Source organism: Clostridium coskatii (assembly GCF_001675205.1).
In the GTDB taxonomy this organism is placed as follows: Bacteria; Bacillota; Clostridia; order Clostridiales; family Clostridiaceae; genus Clostridium_B; species Clostridium_B ljungdahlii.
The window spans coordinates 57,517-76,011 of record NZ_LROR01000049.1; the positions used below are offsets into that span (position 1 = coordinate 57,517).

Genomic DNA, 18,495 nt, shown 5'->3' on the forward strand with positions numbered 1-18,495 from the left:
CCTTATTTTATATTTATATTTTATTTATTCAATTTATATGTGTCATAATACAATAAATACTTAAACTTTTGAGGCATTTTATGAAAGACTTTATGCTGGAAGCCATAAGGCAGGCAAAAATAGGGTTGAAATTAGGTGAAGTTCCAGTAGGAGCTGTTATAGTAAAAGATAATGAAATAATATCAAGTTGTCATAATTTAAAAGAGACAGTTGGAATTGCTACTGCCCATGCAGAAATGCTTGCGATTCAAAATGCGTCAGAGATACTTAGTAATTGGAGATTAACTGGATGTAGCATGTATGTTACTTTAGAGCCGTGTCCTATGTGTGCAGGGGCTATATTCCAGTGTAGAATAAATAAATTGTATATAGGCACTTTTGATCCTACTATGGGGGCTTGTGGCTCTGTGGTTAACATATTACAAAATAGGCGTTTAAATCGTTGGGTAGATATTCAGTGGATGTACAATGAACAGTGTAGTGAGATGTTAGAAAAATTTTTTAAAAGTAGAAGGTAATGTGGAGAGATGTCCGAGAGGTCGAAGGTGATTGACTCGAAATCAATTGTGCGGTGTAAAACCGCACCGGGGGTTCGAATCCCCCTCTCTCCGCCACCAGTAAACCCGCGTAAATCAAGGATTTACGCGGGTTTACTTCTTTTTTCATAAATATTTACCTTTCAGTAATTGTTTTTTGCTCTACGTCTAAGTGTATGGCTAATTTTTTTCACTATATTTGAAACCTTTGAGTATAAAAACAGAAAGGCAACCACATAGTAACAAGACTATAATACTTTCTATCCGATTTTGGACAGTAGTTTCATAGTAACCGGAAACCCCAAATACTGCCGAAATAGGATAGAATGTTTTTAGGGTGTTTGACCTACACATGAATGTTCCCACAAAAGAGTACATTTCAGTTAATACTAATGCAATCCAATAGCCTTTTTTCATATATGATACCAAAGCAATAATGGGTGAGATAACAAGGAATATTCCAACACCTTGAAGAAAATATATTTTCAGAAAATCTAAAACCATTCCTACCGATAAATCGGAAAGATGTAATATTGCCTCAGTCAAAAATGCTATTGAAAAGAGCAGCAAATAAATGAAAATGCTGAATAAAAAAGTAATAATCATTTTTGCAGCAATTAACTTTGTTTCATTTATAGGAATAATTAGCAAAGATTTTATAGTATCCTCATCTTCTTCACGACAAATCATATAACTTCCCAAAAGAGAGATGACTGCAGGAAGAACAAAAAGTGTTGCCAAAGGCTGAGCCATAGTCATATACCATCCTGCACTATCTATATACCGTGAATCATTATACGTAAACCATCCCTGCATAAAAACAATAACAGCTACCATAACTGTTGCAAAAACTGCAATCCAAACAATATTTGAACGGCGAATCTTTTGGAGTTCAGCACAAAGTAAATTTCGCATTATTCACGCCTCACTTTTTTTCAATGCTATATTTGCAAGGAATACCGCAATAATATCCCAAACGCAAATAGAAAGAAACGCTAAAGGGACGTTAAGTCCTTGTGGCCAACGCGGAATATCGTTGTTTCGCCCGATTATAACTGACATACTGGATAAGGGGTGTATATACATATCTATTCCTTCTATTATAAAAAATAAAAAGATATAAACCAATGTAATACAAATCGGGAGAATGTATCCCTTTTGAGATGCAACTATTGCTAAAATCGGCAACATTGTAAAAGCAGAGATAACACCAATCTCTAAACATTTTTTCAGCAAATAAAATACGCTCCACCATTCAAATACGACATATCCTGAAAGCACACTAACCATAACGGAAGCTACGAATGTAATTAGCATGAAACAAATGGAGTAAACCAAAACCACAAAAAATTTACTAAAAAAGTATCCCATTTTGCTGATAGGAATAATCCAAAGTTGTTTGAGCGTATTATACTGATTTTCTTCGTGCATAAGCATGGTACTAAATACTCCCAAAATAACAGGTAAGATAATTGCACTAGTAAAATTGAATGCTGACCACCTATAATACTCTCTCGGGTCAACACCTTTATTCACAAAAAATAGTGCGAAAAATGGCATAATGAAAGCGGTTAACAACATGAGCCAAATAAGCTTATTGCGGCGCAGTTTAAGAAATTCTGTTTGAATAAGGTTAAGCAATGCCTTCACCCCCTGTAATTTTTTTGAAATAGTCCTCTAAAGTATCATTACAAAGTCCCGAACTAATAACCGACACCTCCTCTAACATAAGTGCCTTATTGACAGACGCCATATCCAGAGAGGTATCATAGAGTTTCAACGTATGATCATCTTGCACAGAATATTCTTTCAAGCTGAATTGACGTTCCAAAATTAAGGTAGCTTTAGAAACATCAGAAACTTGAAGTAGAATATACTTACCGTTTTTTCGTTTAAGTTCCTCCATGCTACTTTCTTCCAATAGAACACCGTGGTCGATAATTCCAATATCATCCGCAAGCAATGAGATTTCCGAGAGAATATGGCTGGAAATAAGAATTGTCTTTCCACGCTCAACGCTCAAATTCTTAATAAAATCTCTTACTTCTGCAATGCCGATAGGGTCAAGACCGTTTGTAGGCTCGTCCAAAATCAGCAGTTCCGGGTCATGCAAAATAGCATTCGCAATACCAAGACGCTGCTTCATTCCAAGGGAATACTTACTAAACAACTTTTTATCTTTATAAGGTAATCCTACTACTTTCAATGCGTTTTCAACTGCGTGTGGGGCGGCTGTACCACGCAGCTTCGCAAAAATCTCCAAGTTTTCCGTTCCTGTCAAATTTGGATAAAACCCTGGTGTTTCGATAATAGCGCCGATACGGGGATATACTCGTTTTTCCAGGCCTTTGATATTCTGTCCGAATACATCTACCTCGCCAGAAGTGATTGGAGTCAACCCTAAAATCATTTTCATAATAGTGGTTTTTCCAGCTCCGTTGCGCCCTAACAGACCATAAATCTCGCCTTTTTTTACATGGAGATTGACTGTGCTAACTGCTGTCTGCTCTCCATAAATTTTTGTCAGTTGTTTCGTTTCAATCACCAAATCATTCATGTAAAATTTCCTCACTTCCAATAAATTTGCTTTCACAATTAAAAGTATAAAACATTAACCTTGCCAAAACCTTGCCGTAACCTTGCTTTTATCTTGTTTTAGCAGCAAGAAAGCCCTACATTTTTACAGGGCTTTAGGAAGCAATATTGTAAATACGGTTCCCATACCGAGAGTGCTGTCGGCAGTGATAGTTCCATTGTGAACGCTGAGAAGTTCCTTTGTGATCGCCAAGCCTAAACCGTTCCCTTTTGCAGCCCGTGAATGGTCGCATTGGTACATTCTTTCAAAAATATGTGGGAGATTATCAGAAGATATACCTTTACCGTTGTCTGTTATTACAATTTTGACTTGCTGTTTATTTTCAAAAATACGCAGCGACATATTATCACCCCCACTGTGGGTAATAATATTTTGTAATAGATTATTGAGAATACGGGTATATGCGTTTGCATCTATGCGCATGGAATACTCTGTTTCAGGTATGTCAAATTCATATTCAAAATGGCTGTTTTCTAAAATAGAAATCCAATCAGCTATAATATTACGCGACAATTCGTTCAAATCAAAAATCTCAAAATGAAAAACTTGTTCACCAGAATCCAATTTAACCCATTCAAACAGATTTTCTACAAAATGTTTTAAGTGCTGGGCTTTATCAGACGCAACATGGATATATTCGTCCTTTTCTTTTCCTACAACAATTTTACTTTCGATTGCTTCCAAATAACCAACCAATGAAGCAAGTGGAGTTTTCACATCATGGGAAAGACCTGTCATTAGGCGTTTGTATGCCTGCTCTGATTGCTTTTGCTGAATAAGCCGTGATTGGCTGCTTAGTGCAATTTCGTTAATGCCATAACAAATTTGCCTTGTCATATCGCTCTCCGTTGCTAAAACACGTCGATTAAGGTTTCCATTTTTTATATCTTCTAAAGCGTCTTTTATAAGTGTAAGCTGTGTTTGAACTCGCCACAAGATAGAAACAAGATATGCTATAATAAGCAGGGCAAAAACTAATGCAAAAAGCAGATAAACACTCATATTCATGTCAAGCCTCCTTATTAAAACGATAGCCTACACCCCGGACGGTCAAAATGTAAAATAGATGCTCTGGGTCTGGCTCAATTTTTTTTCGTAATTTACTGATAAAGGACATAATGTTATTATCATCATAAGCATATTCTTCTTCCCATACCTGCATATAAATCTGTTTTTTGGTAAACACCCGTCCCTTATTGGAAGCCAGAAATGAAAGCAAATCAAATTCTTTGCTTGTAAGCTCAACTGGAATGTCATTAACAGAAACCATGCGATTTGCTTTATCAATCACCATGCCTTTTAGCATTATATAATCAGTGTCAGTTATAAAAGTCGGGTTTAAGGTAGTGTAGCGGCGAATAAGGGAATTTACACGAGCCATCAGTTCGTTAATGTTGAACGGTTTTGTTAGGTAATCGTCAGCACCTAGCCGCAGCCCGGAAACCTTATCGTCCTCGTCACTTTTAGCAGTGAGCATAAGCACCGGTATATTACTTGTTTCCCTAATTTTTTTGAGAACTTGAAAACCGTCTATATCCGGCATCATTACATCCAAAATTACAAGAGAGCAGCTATTTTTGTTTTCAACGGCCAGATGCAGCCCCTCTACACCGCCATGTGCAATAATAGCAGATAAATTCTCTTGCTCTACACATTTTTTCATAAGAGCGCAAAGCTCTTTGTCATCATCTATAATCAAAACATTATTCATGTTGGAGCTCCTTTCCCCTCTGTGTTCTGCCGGCAATTGGCTTTTCTGCGTCTTTTGGTATCAGCCACATATAGCCAAGTTTTGAAACGCCTAGTATGCGGTTTTCCTCACAAAGTTTTTGCACTCGCCGCTCTGAAGTGTCCCATTTTTTAGCCGCCTCTGGGGTAGAAATATAATCCATAATCATCCGTCCTTTCTGGTTCATAATAATATTATATACGGACAGCCGAATGATACCAATATGCAGATACGATAAATATGATTTATTCTTGTTAATTAAATGATATGTGTAATATCATACTTTTTCAATTTGTTCCTAATCAAACCATAGGTAGATATTTACATATAAATTTTTTTATAAAAAGTGTTGAAATATTATTATATTCATAGTATAATACTGATTGTTGTGGTGGTTTCTAAACCACAAAACTTAATATAAATTTATTTCATGAGTAAACCTGTGGAGAGATGTCCGAGTGGTTGAAGGAGCACGCCTGGAAAGCGTGTGTAGGGGAAACTCTACCGGGGGTTCGAATCCCCCTCTCTCCGCCATTTTAACTTTGTCGTGCTAGATGGGGAGTTAGCGGTGCCCTGTAACCTGCAATCCGCTATAGCAGGGTTGAATTCCTAGCTTAGGCTGTAAAATGTGAGGTCTGGCCCATAAAAGTGGCGTTGAGAACTGGATCCCACGCAACGGAAACTCATGAACCCCGTCAGGTCCGGAAGGAAGCAGCGGTAAGTGAATATTTTCGTGTGCCGTGGATAAACCTGGTTTGAGTTAACTGTATGGGTAACGCTTATAGTTTACTAGACGAAGCAAGGTGCACGACTTTAATAATGACTGAAAATTAAAAGATACCATAAGGTATCTTTTTTGTTATACGATTAAAGATAGGTTATAATATATGAGGGAAGGTGATAATATGCCTTATACTGCATTATATAGAGAATGGAGACCTAAAACTTTTTCAGATGTTGTAGGTCAAGATCATATAACAGTTACATTGAAAAATCAAATATTAAACCATAGAATAGCCCATGCATACTTATTTTCTGGAACAAGGGGTACTGGAAAGACTTCTACGGCGAAGATACTGGCAAAAGCGGTAAATTGTTTGAACCTTCAAGATGGAGAACCTTGTAATGAATGTGAGATGTGCAAAAAAATAAATGCAGGTATTTCAATAGATGTAATTGAAATGGATGCTGCTTCCAAAAGAAGATTGGAAGACATTAAGGATGTAATAGAAAATGTAAAATATCCTCCTCAGGAGGGTAAATACAAAGTTTATATAATGGACGAAGTTCATATGCTTACTCAAGAAGCAGTAAACGCATTTTTAAAGACTTTAGAAGAACCACCTCTAAACGTAATATTTATTCTTGCTACTACTGATCCTCAGAAATTACCTGTTACTATACTTTCCAGATGTCAAAAGTTTGATTTCAGAAGGATAAAAAGTTCAGAGATATTTAATAGATTAAGATGCATAGTTAGTGAACAGGGAATTTTTGCAGATGACAGAAGTCTAAATTTAATAGCCAGAATATGCGATGGAGCCATGAGGGATGCACTTAGTATATTGGATCAGGCAATATCTATGGGAAATGGTAAAGTTGAATACGACGATGTAGTTAACATGTTAGGTTTAGTTACTAATGAGAATTTATTAAAACTTACAGACAGCATAATAGAAAAGAACATAGAATCTTCGATGAGAGTAATTGATGATATAGTTCTAAGTGGAAAAGATATATTTAATTTTATTAAGGACCTGATAATTCATCTAAGAAATCTTTTAATGGTAAAGGTGTCTAACAATCCAGAAGATGTACTTGATATGTCAGAAGAAAATATAAATCTTTTAAAAGATCAAGCGCAGAAAATACGTGTAGAAGAAATAATGAGAGATATAAGAATACTTCAAGATGCCCAGGAACAATCTAAATGGACTAAACAAAGCAGAATTTATTTAGAGCTTTCAGCTATAAAGATGTGTAAAATAGAGTATGATACTTCAAAGGAAGTAATACTTGCAAGATTAAATAGATTGGAAGAAGCCCTCAGACAAGGAAAAATTAAAGTATCAAATGAAAAGATTGATGCTAAGGTGGAAAAAGAGACTGTACCTAAAAAAATAGTAGATACCTATAGAGAAAGTAACACTGAAGAACATAAGACAAAAAATAATTCATCAAATGACGAAGTACAGACATCAAATAAAGAAAATATATATTCAAAGATAACACTAGATATAGTTAAAAAAAGCTGGAAAGATATACTTGAATCACTTAAAAGTAAGCATCAAATGGTTTTATTTGCAGCACTTACTACAGGAAGAGTAGTTAAATGTGAAAAAGGTATAATAACTATAGAGTATGGTAAAGAATATGCTTTCCATAAACAGAGGCTGGAAAAGAATGAAAATAGAAAAATAGTTGAACAGGTTTTTTCAGAAGTGTTGAAGGAAAAAGTTATAATTAGATATATTATAGAAGACGAAGTGGAGGATGTATCTGTATCCAAGGAGAAATTATTAAAGGATACCTTTGGGGAGGATATAGTAGAAATATTTGATGAATAAATGTAAAATAACCTTAGATAAAATTTGATAAAAATATGGTATAATTAAATATAAATTAGTTAATTGAGGAGGAAATATACTATGGCAAGAGGCGGAATACCTAATTTTGGTGGCGGCGGAAATATGAATAATTTAATGAAGCAAGCCCAGAAACTTCAAAAACAAATGGAGACTATGCAATCAGAACTTCAAAATAAAGAGTTTTCTGCTACTGCTGGCGGTGGAGCAGTTACTGTATCAGTAAATGGTAAAAAAGAAATAGTAGATATAAAAATTAAACCAGAAGTTGTAGATCCAGAAGATGTAGAAATGCTTCAAGATTTAATTTTAGCTGCATGTAATGAGGCACTTAAGAATGCAGAAAAGGAGACTGCTTCTGAAATGCAAAAAGTAACTGGTGGACTTAATATACCAGGAATGTTTTAAGATTATGGACCCCATCTTATTGATGGGGTTTTAAATTGAGGTGATACTATGGATTTTTATCCTGCAGCTATTGAAAAATTAATAGAAGAGTTTGCGAAGTTACCGGGAATAGGCTATAAAACAGCTCAAAGACTTACCCTTTATATATTGAATTTACCAGGTGATGAAGTAAAGGAGTTTGCAAAAGCTTTAGTTAATGCAAGAGGTACTATAAGATACTGCTCTGTTTGTGGAAATTTTACAGATTCAGATCCCTGTGCTATATGTTCAAATCCAAATAGAGATAAGAGCGTAATATGTGTAGTAGAACAGCCTAAGGATATAATGGCTATGGAAAGAATTAAAGAGTACAATGGTGTTTATCATGTGCTGCACGGCAATATATCACCTATGGCAGGAAGAGGGCCTAATGATATAAAGCTTAAGGAACTTATAACAAGAATTAATGGAAATGTAAAAGAAGTCATAGTTGCAACTAACCCAAATGTAGAAGGAGAAGCTACAGCTATGTATATATCTAAAATATTGAAACACCTTGGAGTGAAGGTAACTAGAATAGCTCATGGTATTCCTGTTGGTGGAAATTTAGAATATGCAGATGAAATCACTCTGTCAAAAGCACTAGAAGGTAGAGTAGAGATATAAAGTAAATTATAATGCGTTTAAATCAGGATTCTTTAACAATGTATATTGACGCTAATTTATGTCAATTATTAAAATAACACATAATTTAGGAGGATTCTGATTTTATGAACAAGTATAATATAATCAAATATTTGTTGGCAAAAAATTCGAAATACACAAAAAATCAAAAAAGATTATTAAATGATATAAATGAAGCTAGGGAAGAGTTGGAAAGATGTGCTATATACTTTGATACCGTGAAAGATCCACACTTGGTTGATTACGCTATATATATGGAAGAAGCAGCAAAATCAAAATATATGTATTTATTAAATGAAGTAAAGAAAAATGGAATAGATTTGAATTACAATAGTATGTTTCCTAATTTAAAGGAAAATAAAAAATCATCTTAAATAAAAATTTTTAGCTTATTCCTTTTATTAATATTTTTTAATTGTTAGAATATAAATTAGATAGTATTTATATTAAGTTTTTTATTTAAATGTTTTACTATAAGAAAAATGAGGAGGAATAAGCAATATGTTAACAAGCGATATGTTTCAGTATATAGGATATTTTTTAATTGCCATATTAGGACTTTATGTTTTAGTAAAAGTATTTTCGTGGCCTTTAAAAATTTTATTTAAACTTATTATAAATGCTGTACTTGGTGTAGTACTGCTAGTTATAGTGAATTTAATAGGAAAATACTTTTCATTTAGTATAGGTATTAATGCAATTACAGCACTTATTGCAGGATTTTTTGGAATACCAGGAGTGATATTTCTTATAATATTTAAACTATTTCTCTAAAATTCTTATTAATAAACCACTTTTTACTTTTTAAAAGGGTGGTTTTATTTTGATTAACTTAAATTTGGTTTTATTGGAGATGGTGTATTGATATTTAACAAACAAATAGTAAAAGCTAGATTTATTAGCAGACCTAACAGATTTCAAGCCTATGTAAATATAGATGGCGTACAGCTAATGATCCATGTACCTAATACAGGAAGGTGCAAGGAAATTCTTATACCTGGAACTACAGTAATTTTAAGAGAGGAAAATAACCCAAATAGAAAGACAAAGTACGATTTAATAGCTGCCTACAAGGGAACAAGATTAATAAATATAGATTCTCAAATTCCAAATAGAATTGTAGATGAAGCGTTAAAAATGAACAAAATAAGTTATTTTAGAGATTGTAAAAACATAGAGCGGGAAAAAACTTTCGGAAACAGCAGGTTTGATTTTAAGTTATTGGATAAAGATAATAAAGAATATTATCTTGAAGTAAAAGGAGTTACTTTTGAAGAAAATGGAGTTGCCAGGTTTCCAGACGCACCTACAGAAAGAGGAAGAAAACATTTATTGGAATTAGTGCAAGTGAAAAAATCTAATATGGGGGCTGCAGTTTTATTTTTAATTCAAATGGAAGGCATTAAGTGTTTCAAGCCTTACGATGAAATTGATAAAAAGTTTGGAGAGTATCTTAGATATGCTGATAAAGAAGGGGTAAAAATTCTTGCTTATGATTGTTTTTTAGGTGAAAATTTTATAATATTAAAGAATGAAATAAAAGTATGCCTATAAATAAAAAAATACTATTTTAATATATATTTTATAATGTACTCCCTAATTTTATAGTATAATTAATATATAAATTTTGGAAAATTTTATTTATTCAGGTTAAGGAGGTGTAGCTGCTTTATGAAGCAGTGTGTATATGAAATTTAAATATTGTCCTATGTGTGGAGGAGAGCTGGAGGAAAAATACAGCTGGGATGAAGGTGGAGTACCTTATTGTCCTAAAGATGATATAATGTATTTTGATACTCCAAGACCTTGTGTGATAGTGGCTGTAATAAAGGAAAATAAAATATTGTTATTAAAACAAAGTTATATATTTAAAGATTCTAAAGTTTTATTGTCCGGATATGTTACAAATGGAGAAACAGTAGAAGAAACTGTGCATAGAGAAGTATTTGAAGAAGCGGGACTTAAGGTAAAGGATTTGAAATATTTAGGAAGCGAATATGTAAAGAATAACAATAAAGAAATAATAATGCTTACTTTCATGGCGAAGTATGATGGTGGAAATATAAAAAAATCTGCAGAAGTGGAATGGGTAAATTGGGGATATATAGAAGATGCACTATGTGAAATGAAAGAAGATGAAATTGGAAAGGGAATAGTTAGGAAGGTTTTAAAGGAATTAGGCTATACTGGAGAAAAAGCCTATAGATGTGATAATAACAATTGTCAAACAGATAGTTAAATACAAGGAGGGGAAAACATGGCTAAATATATACCGCAAGTAGATGGAATTGAAAGAAAGCATATGATTAGAGTACCTGAAGTTATTAGAGAAGCAAGTGGAATAAGAATATTTGGAAAAAGGCTAAAGTCTTTTTTATTCACTACAGATGTAGCTATTATAAAAAATACTGATGCAGATGCAGTTATTGCTGTATATCCGTTTACACCACAGCCACTTATAACACATGCAATTATTTTGTCCGCAGATATACCTGTTTTTTGTGGTGTTGGAAGCGGAATTTCAACAGCCAAAAGAATTTTAAATTTAGCATTAGATGCAGAATTTAAAGGTGCCATGGGAGTTGTTGTAAATAGTCCTACATCTAATGAAGTTATAGAGCAAATGAGAGATAGCATAGATATACCAATAATAGTGACAATAGTATCTGAATATGAGGATGTACAAAAGAGAATAGAAGCGGGGGCTACTATAATAAATGTGTCTGGAGCTGAGGAAACTGCTAAAATAGTTAAAAAAGTTAGAAGTCAGTATCCTAATTTCCCAATAATAGCTACAGGAGGACCCACAGAGGAAAATATGAGAGAAACTATACGTGCAGGAGCTAATGCTGTAGCTTTTACACCTCCTACTTCGGCTGAAATTTTAAGACAAATTATGATTGAACATAGGAAAAAATGTAAAAATAGAAGACCAGAATAAATATTTACAGTATATTATAGGGAGAGGAGCAACTACTTTTATTTTGATTATTTAAAAATAAAAGATTAAATTAGTATGAAAGGTATTTTATATTATTTTAGTGGTACGGGAAATACTAAGTGGGTGGCTGATAGATTTAAGGAAAAATTTCAGCTTTATAACGTAGATATAGACTTAGCGTATATTCAATCTCTAGAAGAAAGAAAAACAAAAAAATATGATTTTATAATCATTGGTTTTCCTGTACATTGGAAGTTACCACCAAAAATTGTAACAAATTTTTTAAATAGACTGAATAATACAAAAGAGAATGTAAGGGTTATAGTATATTCTACACAAGGTGCTTCATCATCTTCAGCTTCTTGTTTTGTTGCAGGATGTTTAAAAAAGAAAGGATATGTACCATCTATACAGATTAGCATAAAAATGCCTAATAATTTTTACTTCTTTATAGGTAAAAAATATAATGAAAGTGAAATAGAAAATTTGCTTATTTCTGTTGATAAAAAGATTACGAATATAGTGGAAAACTTTATAAAAGGGAGGATTGTAAAAGAATCTAATTCTTTAATAAGACTTCAATTTAATAAAGTACTGCACAGCGTGTTCAAAGGTAGGGTTCCTAAATTATCTAGAAATATATCATCAACTAAAGATTGTATTAAATGTGGGTTATGCCTTAGAAATTGTCCTCAAGGTAATATAACATTTGAAAATGGACATGCAGTTTTTCATAGTAAATGTATTTTATGTTTAAGATGCATACATATATGCCCAATAAATGCAGTAAGATACAGAGGTAAGAAAATAGATCAAACTCAAAAAAATATTATACAGGTATTAGATCTGAATAAATAAATTTTTGATCCTGAATTACACAAATAGCTTCTAACAATTCTAATGTTGGAGGCTATTTTAGAATTAAATTTTTTAGCTTGGGAATAATAAAAATACAATATTTTTCAGGAGTGAGTTTTATGATTTCAGCCCAAGATAAAAGAATTGTTGCAGAAAATTGTAAAGAATATGAATCTAAAAATAGTATTCTGGGATTACAGGTAAGCTATATCTCAGGAAGTTGCAGTAATTGTGTGAATTTTGTAAATAACAAATGCAGTAAAGATTTGCTTTACAAAATTGAACAAGTGATAAGTATGAATTAAATTTAACAGTGAAAGGGGCAGCTAAAATGGGAAGTATAGGTCAAATGGTAGGTGTTGCTAATTCTTGTCCGGGATATGAAAGAAAAGATATTTCATTTAATTCTGGCATGGGAAATTCTGACACTAAAAGCTGTACTAATTGCAGAAACTTGCAAAATGGCATATGTATTAAAGATCTTTATGACAAAGTCTTAACTAGTTTAGACCAAACATAGTTATTAAAAATTATTTTTTAAATTTTAAAAATATGTATTGACATATAAAAATATAAACTATATAATAATACCAATGAAAGACAAACGTTAGCAAATTTGATATTATTCTATGAAGAGAATAGTAACATAAGTTAGGTAATAGAGAGTCAGTGGAAGGTGTAAACTGATACCAATGCTTTTGTGAATCCACCTTGGAGAATTATTATGATGAATAATACGGAAAAACCGTTACTTTAATGAGAGAGTTATATTATATATAACTAATAAGGGTGGCAACGCGAACCAATCGTCCCTATGTGGGATTTGATTGGTTCTTTTTTATTTATAGTAAATTCTCATATGCTAAATATTTTGCTAATAGTATTTCAAATTTAATATTATTCTATGAAGAGAATAGTAGCGTAAGTTAGGTAGTAGAGAGTCAGTGGAAGGTGTAAACTGATACCGATGCTTTTGTGAATCCACCTTGGAGAATTATTATGATGAATAATACGGAAAAACCGTTATTTTAATGAGAGGGTTATATTATTATAACCAACAAGGGTGGCAACGCGAGGCAATCGTCCCTAAAGGGATCTGGTTGGCTTTTATTTTTTACAACACGCGCTTTATCAGTGTAGAACTTTAAACTGTTAAATAACATTAGATTATTAATTAAATAAATTTATTTGGAGGTAAAAACATGCATAAGAAATTATTTATTCCTGGACCAGTAGAAGTTAGAGAAGATGTATTAGAGAAGATGGCTACACCTATGATAGGACATAGAAGCAAAGAAGCTTCCAAGCTTCAAAGAGACATTAGTGACAAGATGAGAAAAGTATTTCATACAAAGGAAGAAATTTTACTTTCAACATCATCTGGAACAGGACTGTTGGAAGGTGCTATAAGATGTAGTACAGCTAAGAGGGCAGCAGTTTTTTCAATAGGAGCTTTCGGAAAAAGATGGCATCAAATTGCAGAATGTAATAACGTACCAGCAGATTTATACGAAGTAGAATGGGGTAAGGCAGCAGATGTTAATGAAATAGACAAAGTTTTAGCTACAGGAAAATATGATTCACTTTGTATAACTCATAATGAAACTTCTACAGGAGTTATGAATCCAATAGAAGAAATAGCAGAAGTAGTAAAAAAATATCCAGATATAGTATGGTGTGTAGATACAGTTAGCTCCATGGGAGGTACTAAAATAGAAGTGGATAAGCTTGGCATTGATATATGTTTGACATCGAGCCAGAAAGCTTTAGGACTTCCTCCAGGAATGGCTATATGCTCTTTTTCAAAAAAAGCAGTAGAAAGAGCAAAAAATGTAAAATTTAGAGGATATTATTTGGATTTACTTTCAATATATAATTATATACAAAAGAAAGATTATCAATATCCATCTACTCCATCCCTTTCACATATGTTTGCAATGGATTATCAATTGGATAGAATCTTAGAAGAGGGGCTTGAAAATAGATATAATAGACATTTGGAAATGGCTAAATATGTGAGAGAATGGGCTAAAAAGTATTTTGAATTATTTGCAGATGAAAGATATCTTTCAAATACTCTTACTAATATAAAGAATACTAGGGATATAGATGTAGCAGAACTTAATAAAAAGTTGGGTGAAAGAGGATTCCAGATATCAAATGGATACGGAAAATTAAAGGGGAAAGCATTTAGAATAGCTCATATGGCTGATTGTACTCTTGATGATATAAAAGAACTTTTGGAAAATATTAATGAAATATTAGGATTATAAGTTTTAAGGGGGCTAGGGAAATGATAAAAGTATTAGTTAGTGATGGAATGGAAAAAGAAGCTTTAAATAAATTAATAGAAGATGGCTATGAAGTTGTAGACAAACATTTTGAAGAAGATGAATTAAAGGAAAAAATAAAAGAATTTGATGTAATAGTAGTTAGATCTGCTACTAAAATAAGAAAACCACTTATAGATGAGGCTAAAAAAGGTAATTTAAGACTTATAATAAGAGGTGGGGTTGGAGTAGATAATATAGATGTAAAGTATGCTACTCAAAACGGAATAACAGTTAGAAATACTCCAAATGCTAGTACTGTGTCAGTAGCAGAGCTTACTATGGGCCACATATTTGCAGTATCAAGATATATTAATATAGCCAATGTAACTATGAGAGATGGAAAATGGGAGAAAAAGAAATATAAAGGCGTAGAATTGTATGGAAAAACATTGGGGCTTATAGGATTTGGAAGAATTGCAAAAGAGGTTGCAAAGAGAGCAGCTGCTATGGGAATGAGGATAATATATACAGACATTCTTGGTATGGCAAAGGGGTATAATAATTATGAATTCTGCGAACTCAACGATTTGTTAAAGAAGGCAGATTATATATCTGTTCATATACCTTTTAATAAAGAGCAGGGAGCTGTAATAGGAGAAAAAGAATTCAACATTATGAAAGATGGAGTTTTTGTAGTAAACTGTGCAAGAGGCGGAGTTATAGATGAGAAAGTTCTAGCAAAGGCATTAAATACAGGAAAGGTAGCAGGCGCTGCACTAGATGTATTTGAAAATGAGCCTAATCCATGTGAAGAACTCTTAAATAATGATAGAGTATCAGTAACACCTCATATAGGTGGTTCAACAGTTGAGGCTCAAAAGAGAATTGGAATGGAAATTGTAGATATAGTTGAAAAATGTTTAGATAAAAATTTGGTTAATGCATAAGGAGGACTAAAATGGCAACTTTAAAAGCCTTCAAAGCCATAAGACCAAGGGAAGATGTAGCTTGTAAAATAGCTGCACTTCCCTATGATGTTATGAATAGTGAAGAGGCAAGAGAAATGGCAAAAGATAATGCATATTCTTTTTTGCATATAGATAAAGCTGAAATTGATTTAGACAGAAATGTAGATCCTTATGATAAAAAGGTATATGAAAAGGCAAATGAAAATTTGCAAAACATGATAAATAATAATTTGCTTATAAAAGATAATAAGAAAAATCTATATATATATAGACTGATTAGAAATGGGAAGGCGCAGACAGGTATAGTAGGATGTACTTCCATAGATGATTATATTGATAATAAAATAAAAAAGCATGAATTTACAAGAAAAGACAAGGAACAGGATAGAATAAATCATGTTGATACTTGTGATGCAAATACAGGACCAATTTTTTTGACATATAGATATAATGAAAAAATAAATAATATAGTAGATAAATGGACTAATGAAAAAAAACCGGTTTATGATTTTGTGGCTGAGGACGGCGTTACAAATACTGTATGGGTTATAGATGATGACAAGGTAATAGGTACTATTTGTCAGTTATTTAATAATATAGACAGTCTTTATATAGCAGATGGTCATCACAGGACAGCTTCTGCAGTTAAAGTTGGTATTAAAAGAAGAAAGGAAAATCCACGTTACAAGGGAGATGAAGAATTTAATTTCTTCCTGTCTGTACTTTTCCCAGATTCAGAGTTAAGTATCATGGATTATAACAGAGTTGTAAAAGATTTAAATGGGCTTACTCGTGATGAATATATGAATAAGATTTCAGAAAAGTTTAATGTGAAAGAATATGAAGGTAAAGATCCTTATAGACCGTCTAAGAAACATACTTATGGCATGTATTTAGGTGGAAAGTGGTATGAGATTGAAGCAAAAGAGGGTACTTATGATCCTTGTGATGTTGTTGAAAAACTAGATGCTTCTGTCCTTCAAAACAACTTGCTCAATCCAATTCTTGGGATAGATGATCCGCGTACAAATTCTAGAATTGATTTTGTAGGAGGAATAAGGGGACTTAATGAATTGGAAAAAAGGGTAGACAAGGAGAGAGAAGGAGTTGCTTTTTCCATGTATCCAACTACATTAGATGACTTAATGGGAATTGCTGACGCAGGAAAAGTAATGCCTCCTAAATCCACCTGGTTTGAACCTAAACTTAGAAGTGGTTTATTCATTCATGAATTAAAGTAAATATCATATATGGTTCTAAGTAGAAAATTTACTTATACTAACAAAATTCAATTAGAATCACTATAGACCAGTTAACTTTATAATATATAGGATAATATTAAATAAAGCTTCAGCCTGTTAGGTTGAAGTTTTTATTTAATGGAAAGATTATTATAACTAGTATTAAGGAAGAAAAAGCATTTTTACTGATAAAATAATAGCCATTTTTTATGTTATAATTAGTTAAGAAAGTTTAATTTTAAATTAGTATATACAAAAATATAAAAATTAATTTTTAAATTGGAATTTCTATAGTATTGATTTAATTGGGAGAGATAGAAATGCTTAAAGAACAACTTGTAACCATTAGTTTAGTTAGTGGGAGTAATAGTGAATATATAATAAGAGATAACTGTGGCATAACTTTAGGACGGGTGTTCATAATTGAAATTTCCTCTAAAAATAAATGCTGTATACTTAGAATAAAATTTTATAAGTGGGGGGAGTCTAGTTACAGGTTGCTTAAAAATTCACTTAGTATATTTATAGAAATACTTTTTAAAAATGCTAACTTAAATAAAATAAATATATTAGCAGATGAAGATATAAATATAGCTGCATTTACAGATCTAGGATTTGAACTCGAAGGTATAATAGCAAATAGTATTAAGTCTGATTTTGGATATAAAAATGAAATATTATTTGGGTTAGAACTAGATAAATTTAAAAACATAAGCATTAATAGGGGATTACATATAAAAGGTAGTAAGATAAACCTTTCAGTACTAACGCCAGAAAATGCAGAAAGTGTACTAAATTATTATATAAAGAATAAAGATTATCTGAGTAAATTTGAGCCTGACCGTGAAAAAAATTTTTATACTTTAGATATTCAAAAGAGAATTTTAATTGAAAGTTACAGGGAATTTTTGAGCGGCAAAAGTGTGAATCTTGGAATATATAAGGATAAAAGGTTTATAGGAAAGATACAGATATCTAATATAGTTATGGGAGTGTTTAAAAGCGCATTTGTAGGATATTCTATAGATGAAGATGAGCAGGGGAAGGGATATATGAAAGAGGCATTAAAATTAACCCTTGAGTATGCTTTTAATGAAATGGACCTTCATAGAATAGAAGCTTCTACATTAATAGATAATGTAAGATCTCAGAAAGTTCTTTTAAGTTGTGGGTTTAAGGAAATTGGATTGAATGAAAAGTACATATTTATAAATGGAAAGTGGCAGGATCATTTAACTTTTAATAAGATTAATCCAATAGGATAATAATAAAAAAAGCAAGGTTTGTTCTTTAAAAGCAGGAGTTTGTAAGTATAAATTACATAAACATATCCATGTGTATCTTTATATAAAAAATGTAGAAATAAATAGAATATAGAAGTATTAGTGATATAAACTTAAAATTTTTAAATTATTATGGATTATAGAACTTTAACCTGTGGTATAATAATCTTCGTTGTCTTGAGAAAAAAGGTTTCAGCCAATATGTTTTATATATTTTATAAGAAATAAAAAAATATGTTGACAGATTAAAACTCAGATGATATACTATAAAAGCTGTCGAAGTGAGACGGCAAAATGATCCTTGAAAATTAAACAGAGGAAGATATAAGTACAACTTATTTAGAATAAACCAGCAATTCTTTTGAGCTGCGAGAGCAGCTAAAAAAGTAATTTCGTAATAAGAAGAGTCAATAC

Annotated in this window: 22 protein-coding genes, 2 tRNA genes, 1 other RNA gene and 2 other annotated features; of the genes, 19 read left to right on the forward strand and 6 right to left on the reverse strand. The window is 32.1% G+C overall.

Features of this window, described 5'->3' with window-relative positions; all coding sequences use genetic code 11:
• Nucleotides 1-80: 80 nt before the first annotated feature.
• Both CLCOS_RS10490 and CLCOS_RS10495 read left to right on the forward strand, forming a co-directional pair.
• A complete protein-coding gene (locus CLCOS_RS10490) occupies nucleotides 81-518 on the forward strand; it encodes a nucleoside deaminase (RefSeq protein ID WP_063601845.1) in 438 nt (145 codons plus the stop codon).
• Between the two features lie 3 nt (nucleotides 519-521).
• Nucleotides 522-614 (forward strand) — tRNA-Ser (locus tag CLCOS_RS10495).
• Nucleotides 615-716: 102 nt separating this feature from the next.
• On the opposite strand, the gene CLCOS_RS10500 is transcribed toward CLCOS_RS10495, so the two are convergent.
• The 6 genes from CLCOS_RS10500 to CLCOS_RS10525 form a co-directional block, all read right to left on the reverse strand.
• Nucleotides 717-1,451, reverse strand: coding sequence for an ABC transporter permease (locus CLCOS_RS10500; RefSeq protein ID WP_063601846.1), 735 nt, complete (start codon nucleotides 1,449-1,451; stop codon nucleotides 717-719).
• 3 nt (nucleotides 1,452-1,454) lie between these two features.
• Nucleotides 1,455-2,177: an ABC transporter permease gene (locus CLCOS_RS10505; protein ID WP_063601847.1), complete on the reverse strand. Its 723-nt coding sequence runs from the start codon at nucleotides 2,175-2,177 to the stop codon at nucleotides 1,455-1,457.
• The gene (locus CLCOS_RS10510) at nucleotides 2,170-3,093 is read right to left on the reverse strand and encodes an ABC transporter ATP-binding protein (RefSeq protein ID WP_063601848.1); all 924 of its coding nucleotides are present in this window, start codon (nucleotides 3,091-3,093) and stop codon (nucleotides 2,170-2,172) included. Before CLCOS_RS10510 ends, CLCOS_RS10505 begins: the two co-directional genes overlap by 8 nt.
• A gap of 123 nt (nucleotides 3,094-3,216) precedes the next feature.
• On the reverse strand, nucleotides 3,217-4,140 hold the full coding sequence (locus CLCOS_RS10515; protein ID WP_063601849.1) for a sensor histidine kinase: 924 nt from the start codon (nucleotides 4,138-4,140) through the stop codon (nucleotides 3,217-3,219).
• Between the two features lies 1 nt (nucleotide 4,141).
• The gene (locus tag CLCOS_RS10520) at nucleotides 4,142-4,843 is read right to left on the reverse strand and encodes a response regulator transcription factor (protein WP_063601850.1); all 702 of its coding nucleotides are present in this window, start codon (nucleotides 4,841-4,843) and stop codon (nucleotides 4,142-4,144) included.
• Complete coding sequence (locus tag CLCOS_RS10525; RefSeq protein WP_063601851.1) at nucleotides 4,836-5,024, reverse strand: DNA-binding protein; 189 nt, start codon at nucleotides 5,022-5,024, stop codon at nucleotides 4,836-4,838. The genes CLCOS_RS10520 and CLCOS_RS10525 overlap by 8 nt, the downstream gene beginning before the upstream one ends.
• A gap of 281 nt (nucleotides 5,025-5,305) precedes the next feature.
• Between CLCOS_RS10525 and CLCOS_RS10530 the strand changes: the two genes are divergently transcribed.
• From CLCOS_RS10530 to CLCOS_RS10610, 17 genes are all read left to right on the forward strand, one after another.
• Nucleotides 5,306-5,395, forward strand: a tRNA-Ser gene (locus tag CLCOS_RS10530).
• Nucleotides 5,396-5,406: 11 nt separating this feature from the next.
• An RNA gene (gene ffs, locus CLCOS_RS10535) (signal recognition particle sRNA large type) lies at nucleotides 5,407-5,672 on the forward strand.
• Nucleotides 5,673-5,766: 94 nt separating this feature from the next.
• Nucleotides 5,767-7,428: a DNA polymerase III subunit gamma/tau gene (gene dnaX / locus CLCOS_RS10540; RefSeq protein WP_063601852.1), complete on the forward strand. Its 1,662-nt coding sequence runs from the start codon at nucleotides 5,767-5,769 to the stop codon at nucleotides 7,426-7,428.
• 81 nt (nucleotides 7,429-7,509) lie between these two features.
• Entirely contained in the window at nucleotides 7,510-7,854 is a 345-nt protein-coding gene (locus tag CLCOS_RS10545) for a YbaB/EbfC family nucleoid-associated protein (RefSeq protein ID WP_013236788.1), read from the forward strand.
• 48 nt (nucleotides 7,855-7,902) lie between these two features.
• Nucleotides 7,903-8,499 carry a recombination mediator RecR gene (gene recR / locus CLCOS_RS10550; protein WP_013236789.1) on the forward strand — a complete coding sequence of 199 codons (597 nt, stop codon included), beginning with the start codon at nucleotides 7,903-7,905 and terminating at the stop codon, nucleotides 8,497-8,499.
• Between the two features lie 104 nt (nucleotides 8,500-8,603).
• Nucleotides 8,604-8,891: a DUF2508 family protein gene (locus tag CLCOS_RS10555; RefSeq protein ID WP_013236790.1), complete on the forward strand. Its 288-nt coding sequence runs from the start codon at nucleotides 8,604-8,606 to the stop codon at nucleotides 8,889-8,891.
• A gap of 127 nt (nucleotides 8,892-9,018) precedes the next feature.
• The gene (locus CLCOS_RS10560; protein WP_013236791.1) at nucleotides 9,019-9,291 is read left to right on the forward strand and encodes a pro-sigmaK processing inhibitor BofA family protein; all 273 of its coding nucleotides are present in this window, start codon (nucleotides 9,019-9,021) and stop codon (nucleotides 9,289-9,291) included.
• A gap of 87 nt (nucleotides 9,292-9,378) precedes the next feature.
• Nucleotides 9,379-10,071 (forward strand): DNA/RNA nuclease SfsA, encoded by a 693-nt coding sequence (sfsA, locus tag CLCOS_RS10565; RefSeq protein ID WP_063601853.1) that lies wholly within the window; start codon nucleotides 9,379-9,381, stop codon nucleotides 10,069-10,071.
• 133 nt (nucleotides 10,072-10,204) lie between these two features.
• Nucleotides 10,205-10,756: an NAD(+) diphosphatase gene (locus tag CLCOS_RS10570; protein WP_063601854.1), complete on the forward strand. Its 552-nt coding sequence runs from the start codon at nucleotides 10,205-10,207 to the stop codon at nucleotides 10,754-10,756.
• A gap of 18 nt (nucleotides 10,757-10,774) precedes the next feature.
• Nucleotides 10,775-11,458 carry a hypothetical protein gene (locus tag CLCOS_RS10575; protein ID WP_063601855.1) on the forward strand — a complete coding sequence of 228 codons (684 nt, stop codon included), beginning with the start codon at nucleotides 10,775-10,777 and terminating at the stop codon, nucleotides 11,456-11,458.
• A gap of 75 nt (nucleotides 11,459-11,533) precedes the next feature.
• Nucleotides 11,534-12,316: an EFR1 family ferrodoxin gene (locus CLCOS_RS10580; protein WP_063601856.1), complete on the forward strand. Its 783-nt coding sequence runs from the start codon at nucleotides 11,534-11,536 to the stop codon at nucleotides 12,314-12,316.
• A gap of 119 nt (nucleotides 12,317-12,435) precedes the next feature.
• On the forward strand, nucleotides 12,436-12,621 hold the full coding sequence (locus CLCOS_RS10585) for a hypothetical protein (RefSeq protein WP_013236796.1): 186 nt from the start codon (nucleotides 12,436-12,438) through the stop codon (nucleotides 12,619-12,621).
• A 26-nt stretch (nucleotides 12,622-12,647) separates the two neighbouring features.
• A complete protein-coding gene (locus CLCOS_RS10590; protein ID WP_063601857.1) occupies nucleotides 12,648-12,836 on the forward strand; it encodes a hypothetical protein in 189 nt (62 codons plus the stop codon).
• Nucleotides 12,837-12,936: 100 nt separating this feature from the next.
• Nucleotides 12,937-13,133, forward strand: a binding site (T-box leader).
• 78 nt (nucleotides 13,134-13,211) lie between these two features.
• Nucleotides 13,212-13,407 (forward strand) — a binding site (T-box leader).
• Between the two features lie 111 nt (nucleotides 13,408-13,518).
• A complete protein-coding gene (locus tag CLCOS_RS10595; RefSeq protein ID WP_013236798.1) occupies nucleotides 13,519-14,589 on the forward strand; it encodes a pyridoxal-phosphate-dependent aminotransferase family protein in 1,071 nt (356 codons plus the stop codon).
• 20 nt (nucleotides 14,590-14,609) lie between these two features.
• Nucleotides 14,610-15,536 (forward strand): D-2-hydroxyacid dehydrogenase, encoded by a 927-nt coding sequence (locus CLCOS_RS10600; protein ID WP_063601858.1) that lies wholly within the window; start codon nucleotides 14,610-14,612, stop codon nucleotides 15,534-15,536.
• A gap of 11 nt (nucleotides 15,537-15,547) precedes the next feature.
• The gene (locus tag CLCOS_RS10605) at nucleotides 15,548-16,798 is read left to right on the forward strand and encodes a DUF1015 domain-containing protein (protein ID WP_063601859.1); all 1,251 of its coding nucleotides are present in this window, start codon (nucleotides 15,548-15,550) and stop codon (nucleotides 16,796-16,798) included.
• 320 nt (nucleotides 16,799-17,118) lie between these two features.
• Entirely contained in the window at nucleotides 17,119-18,063 is a 945-nt protein-coding gene (locus CLCOS_RS10610) for a GNAT family N-acetyltransferase (protein WP_063601860.1), read from the forward strand.
• Nucleotides 18,064-18,495: the final 432 nt, after the last annotated feature.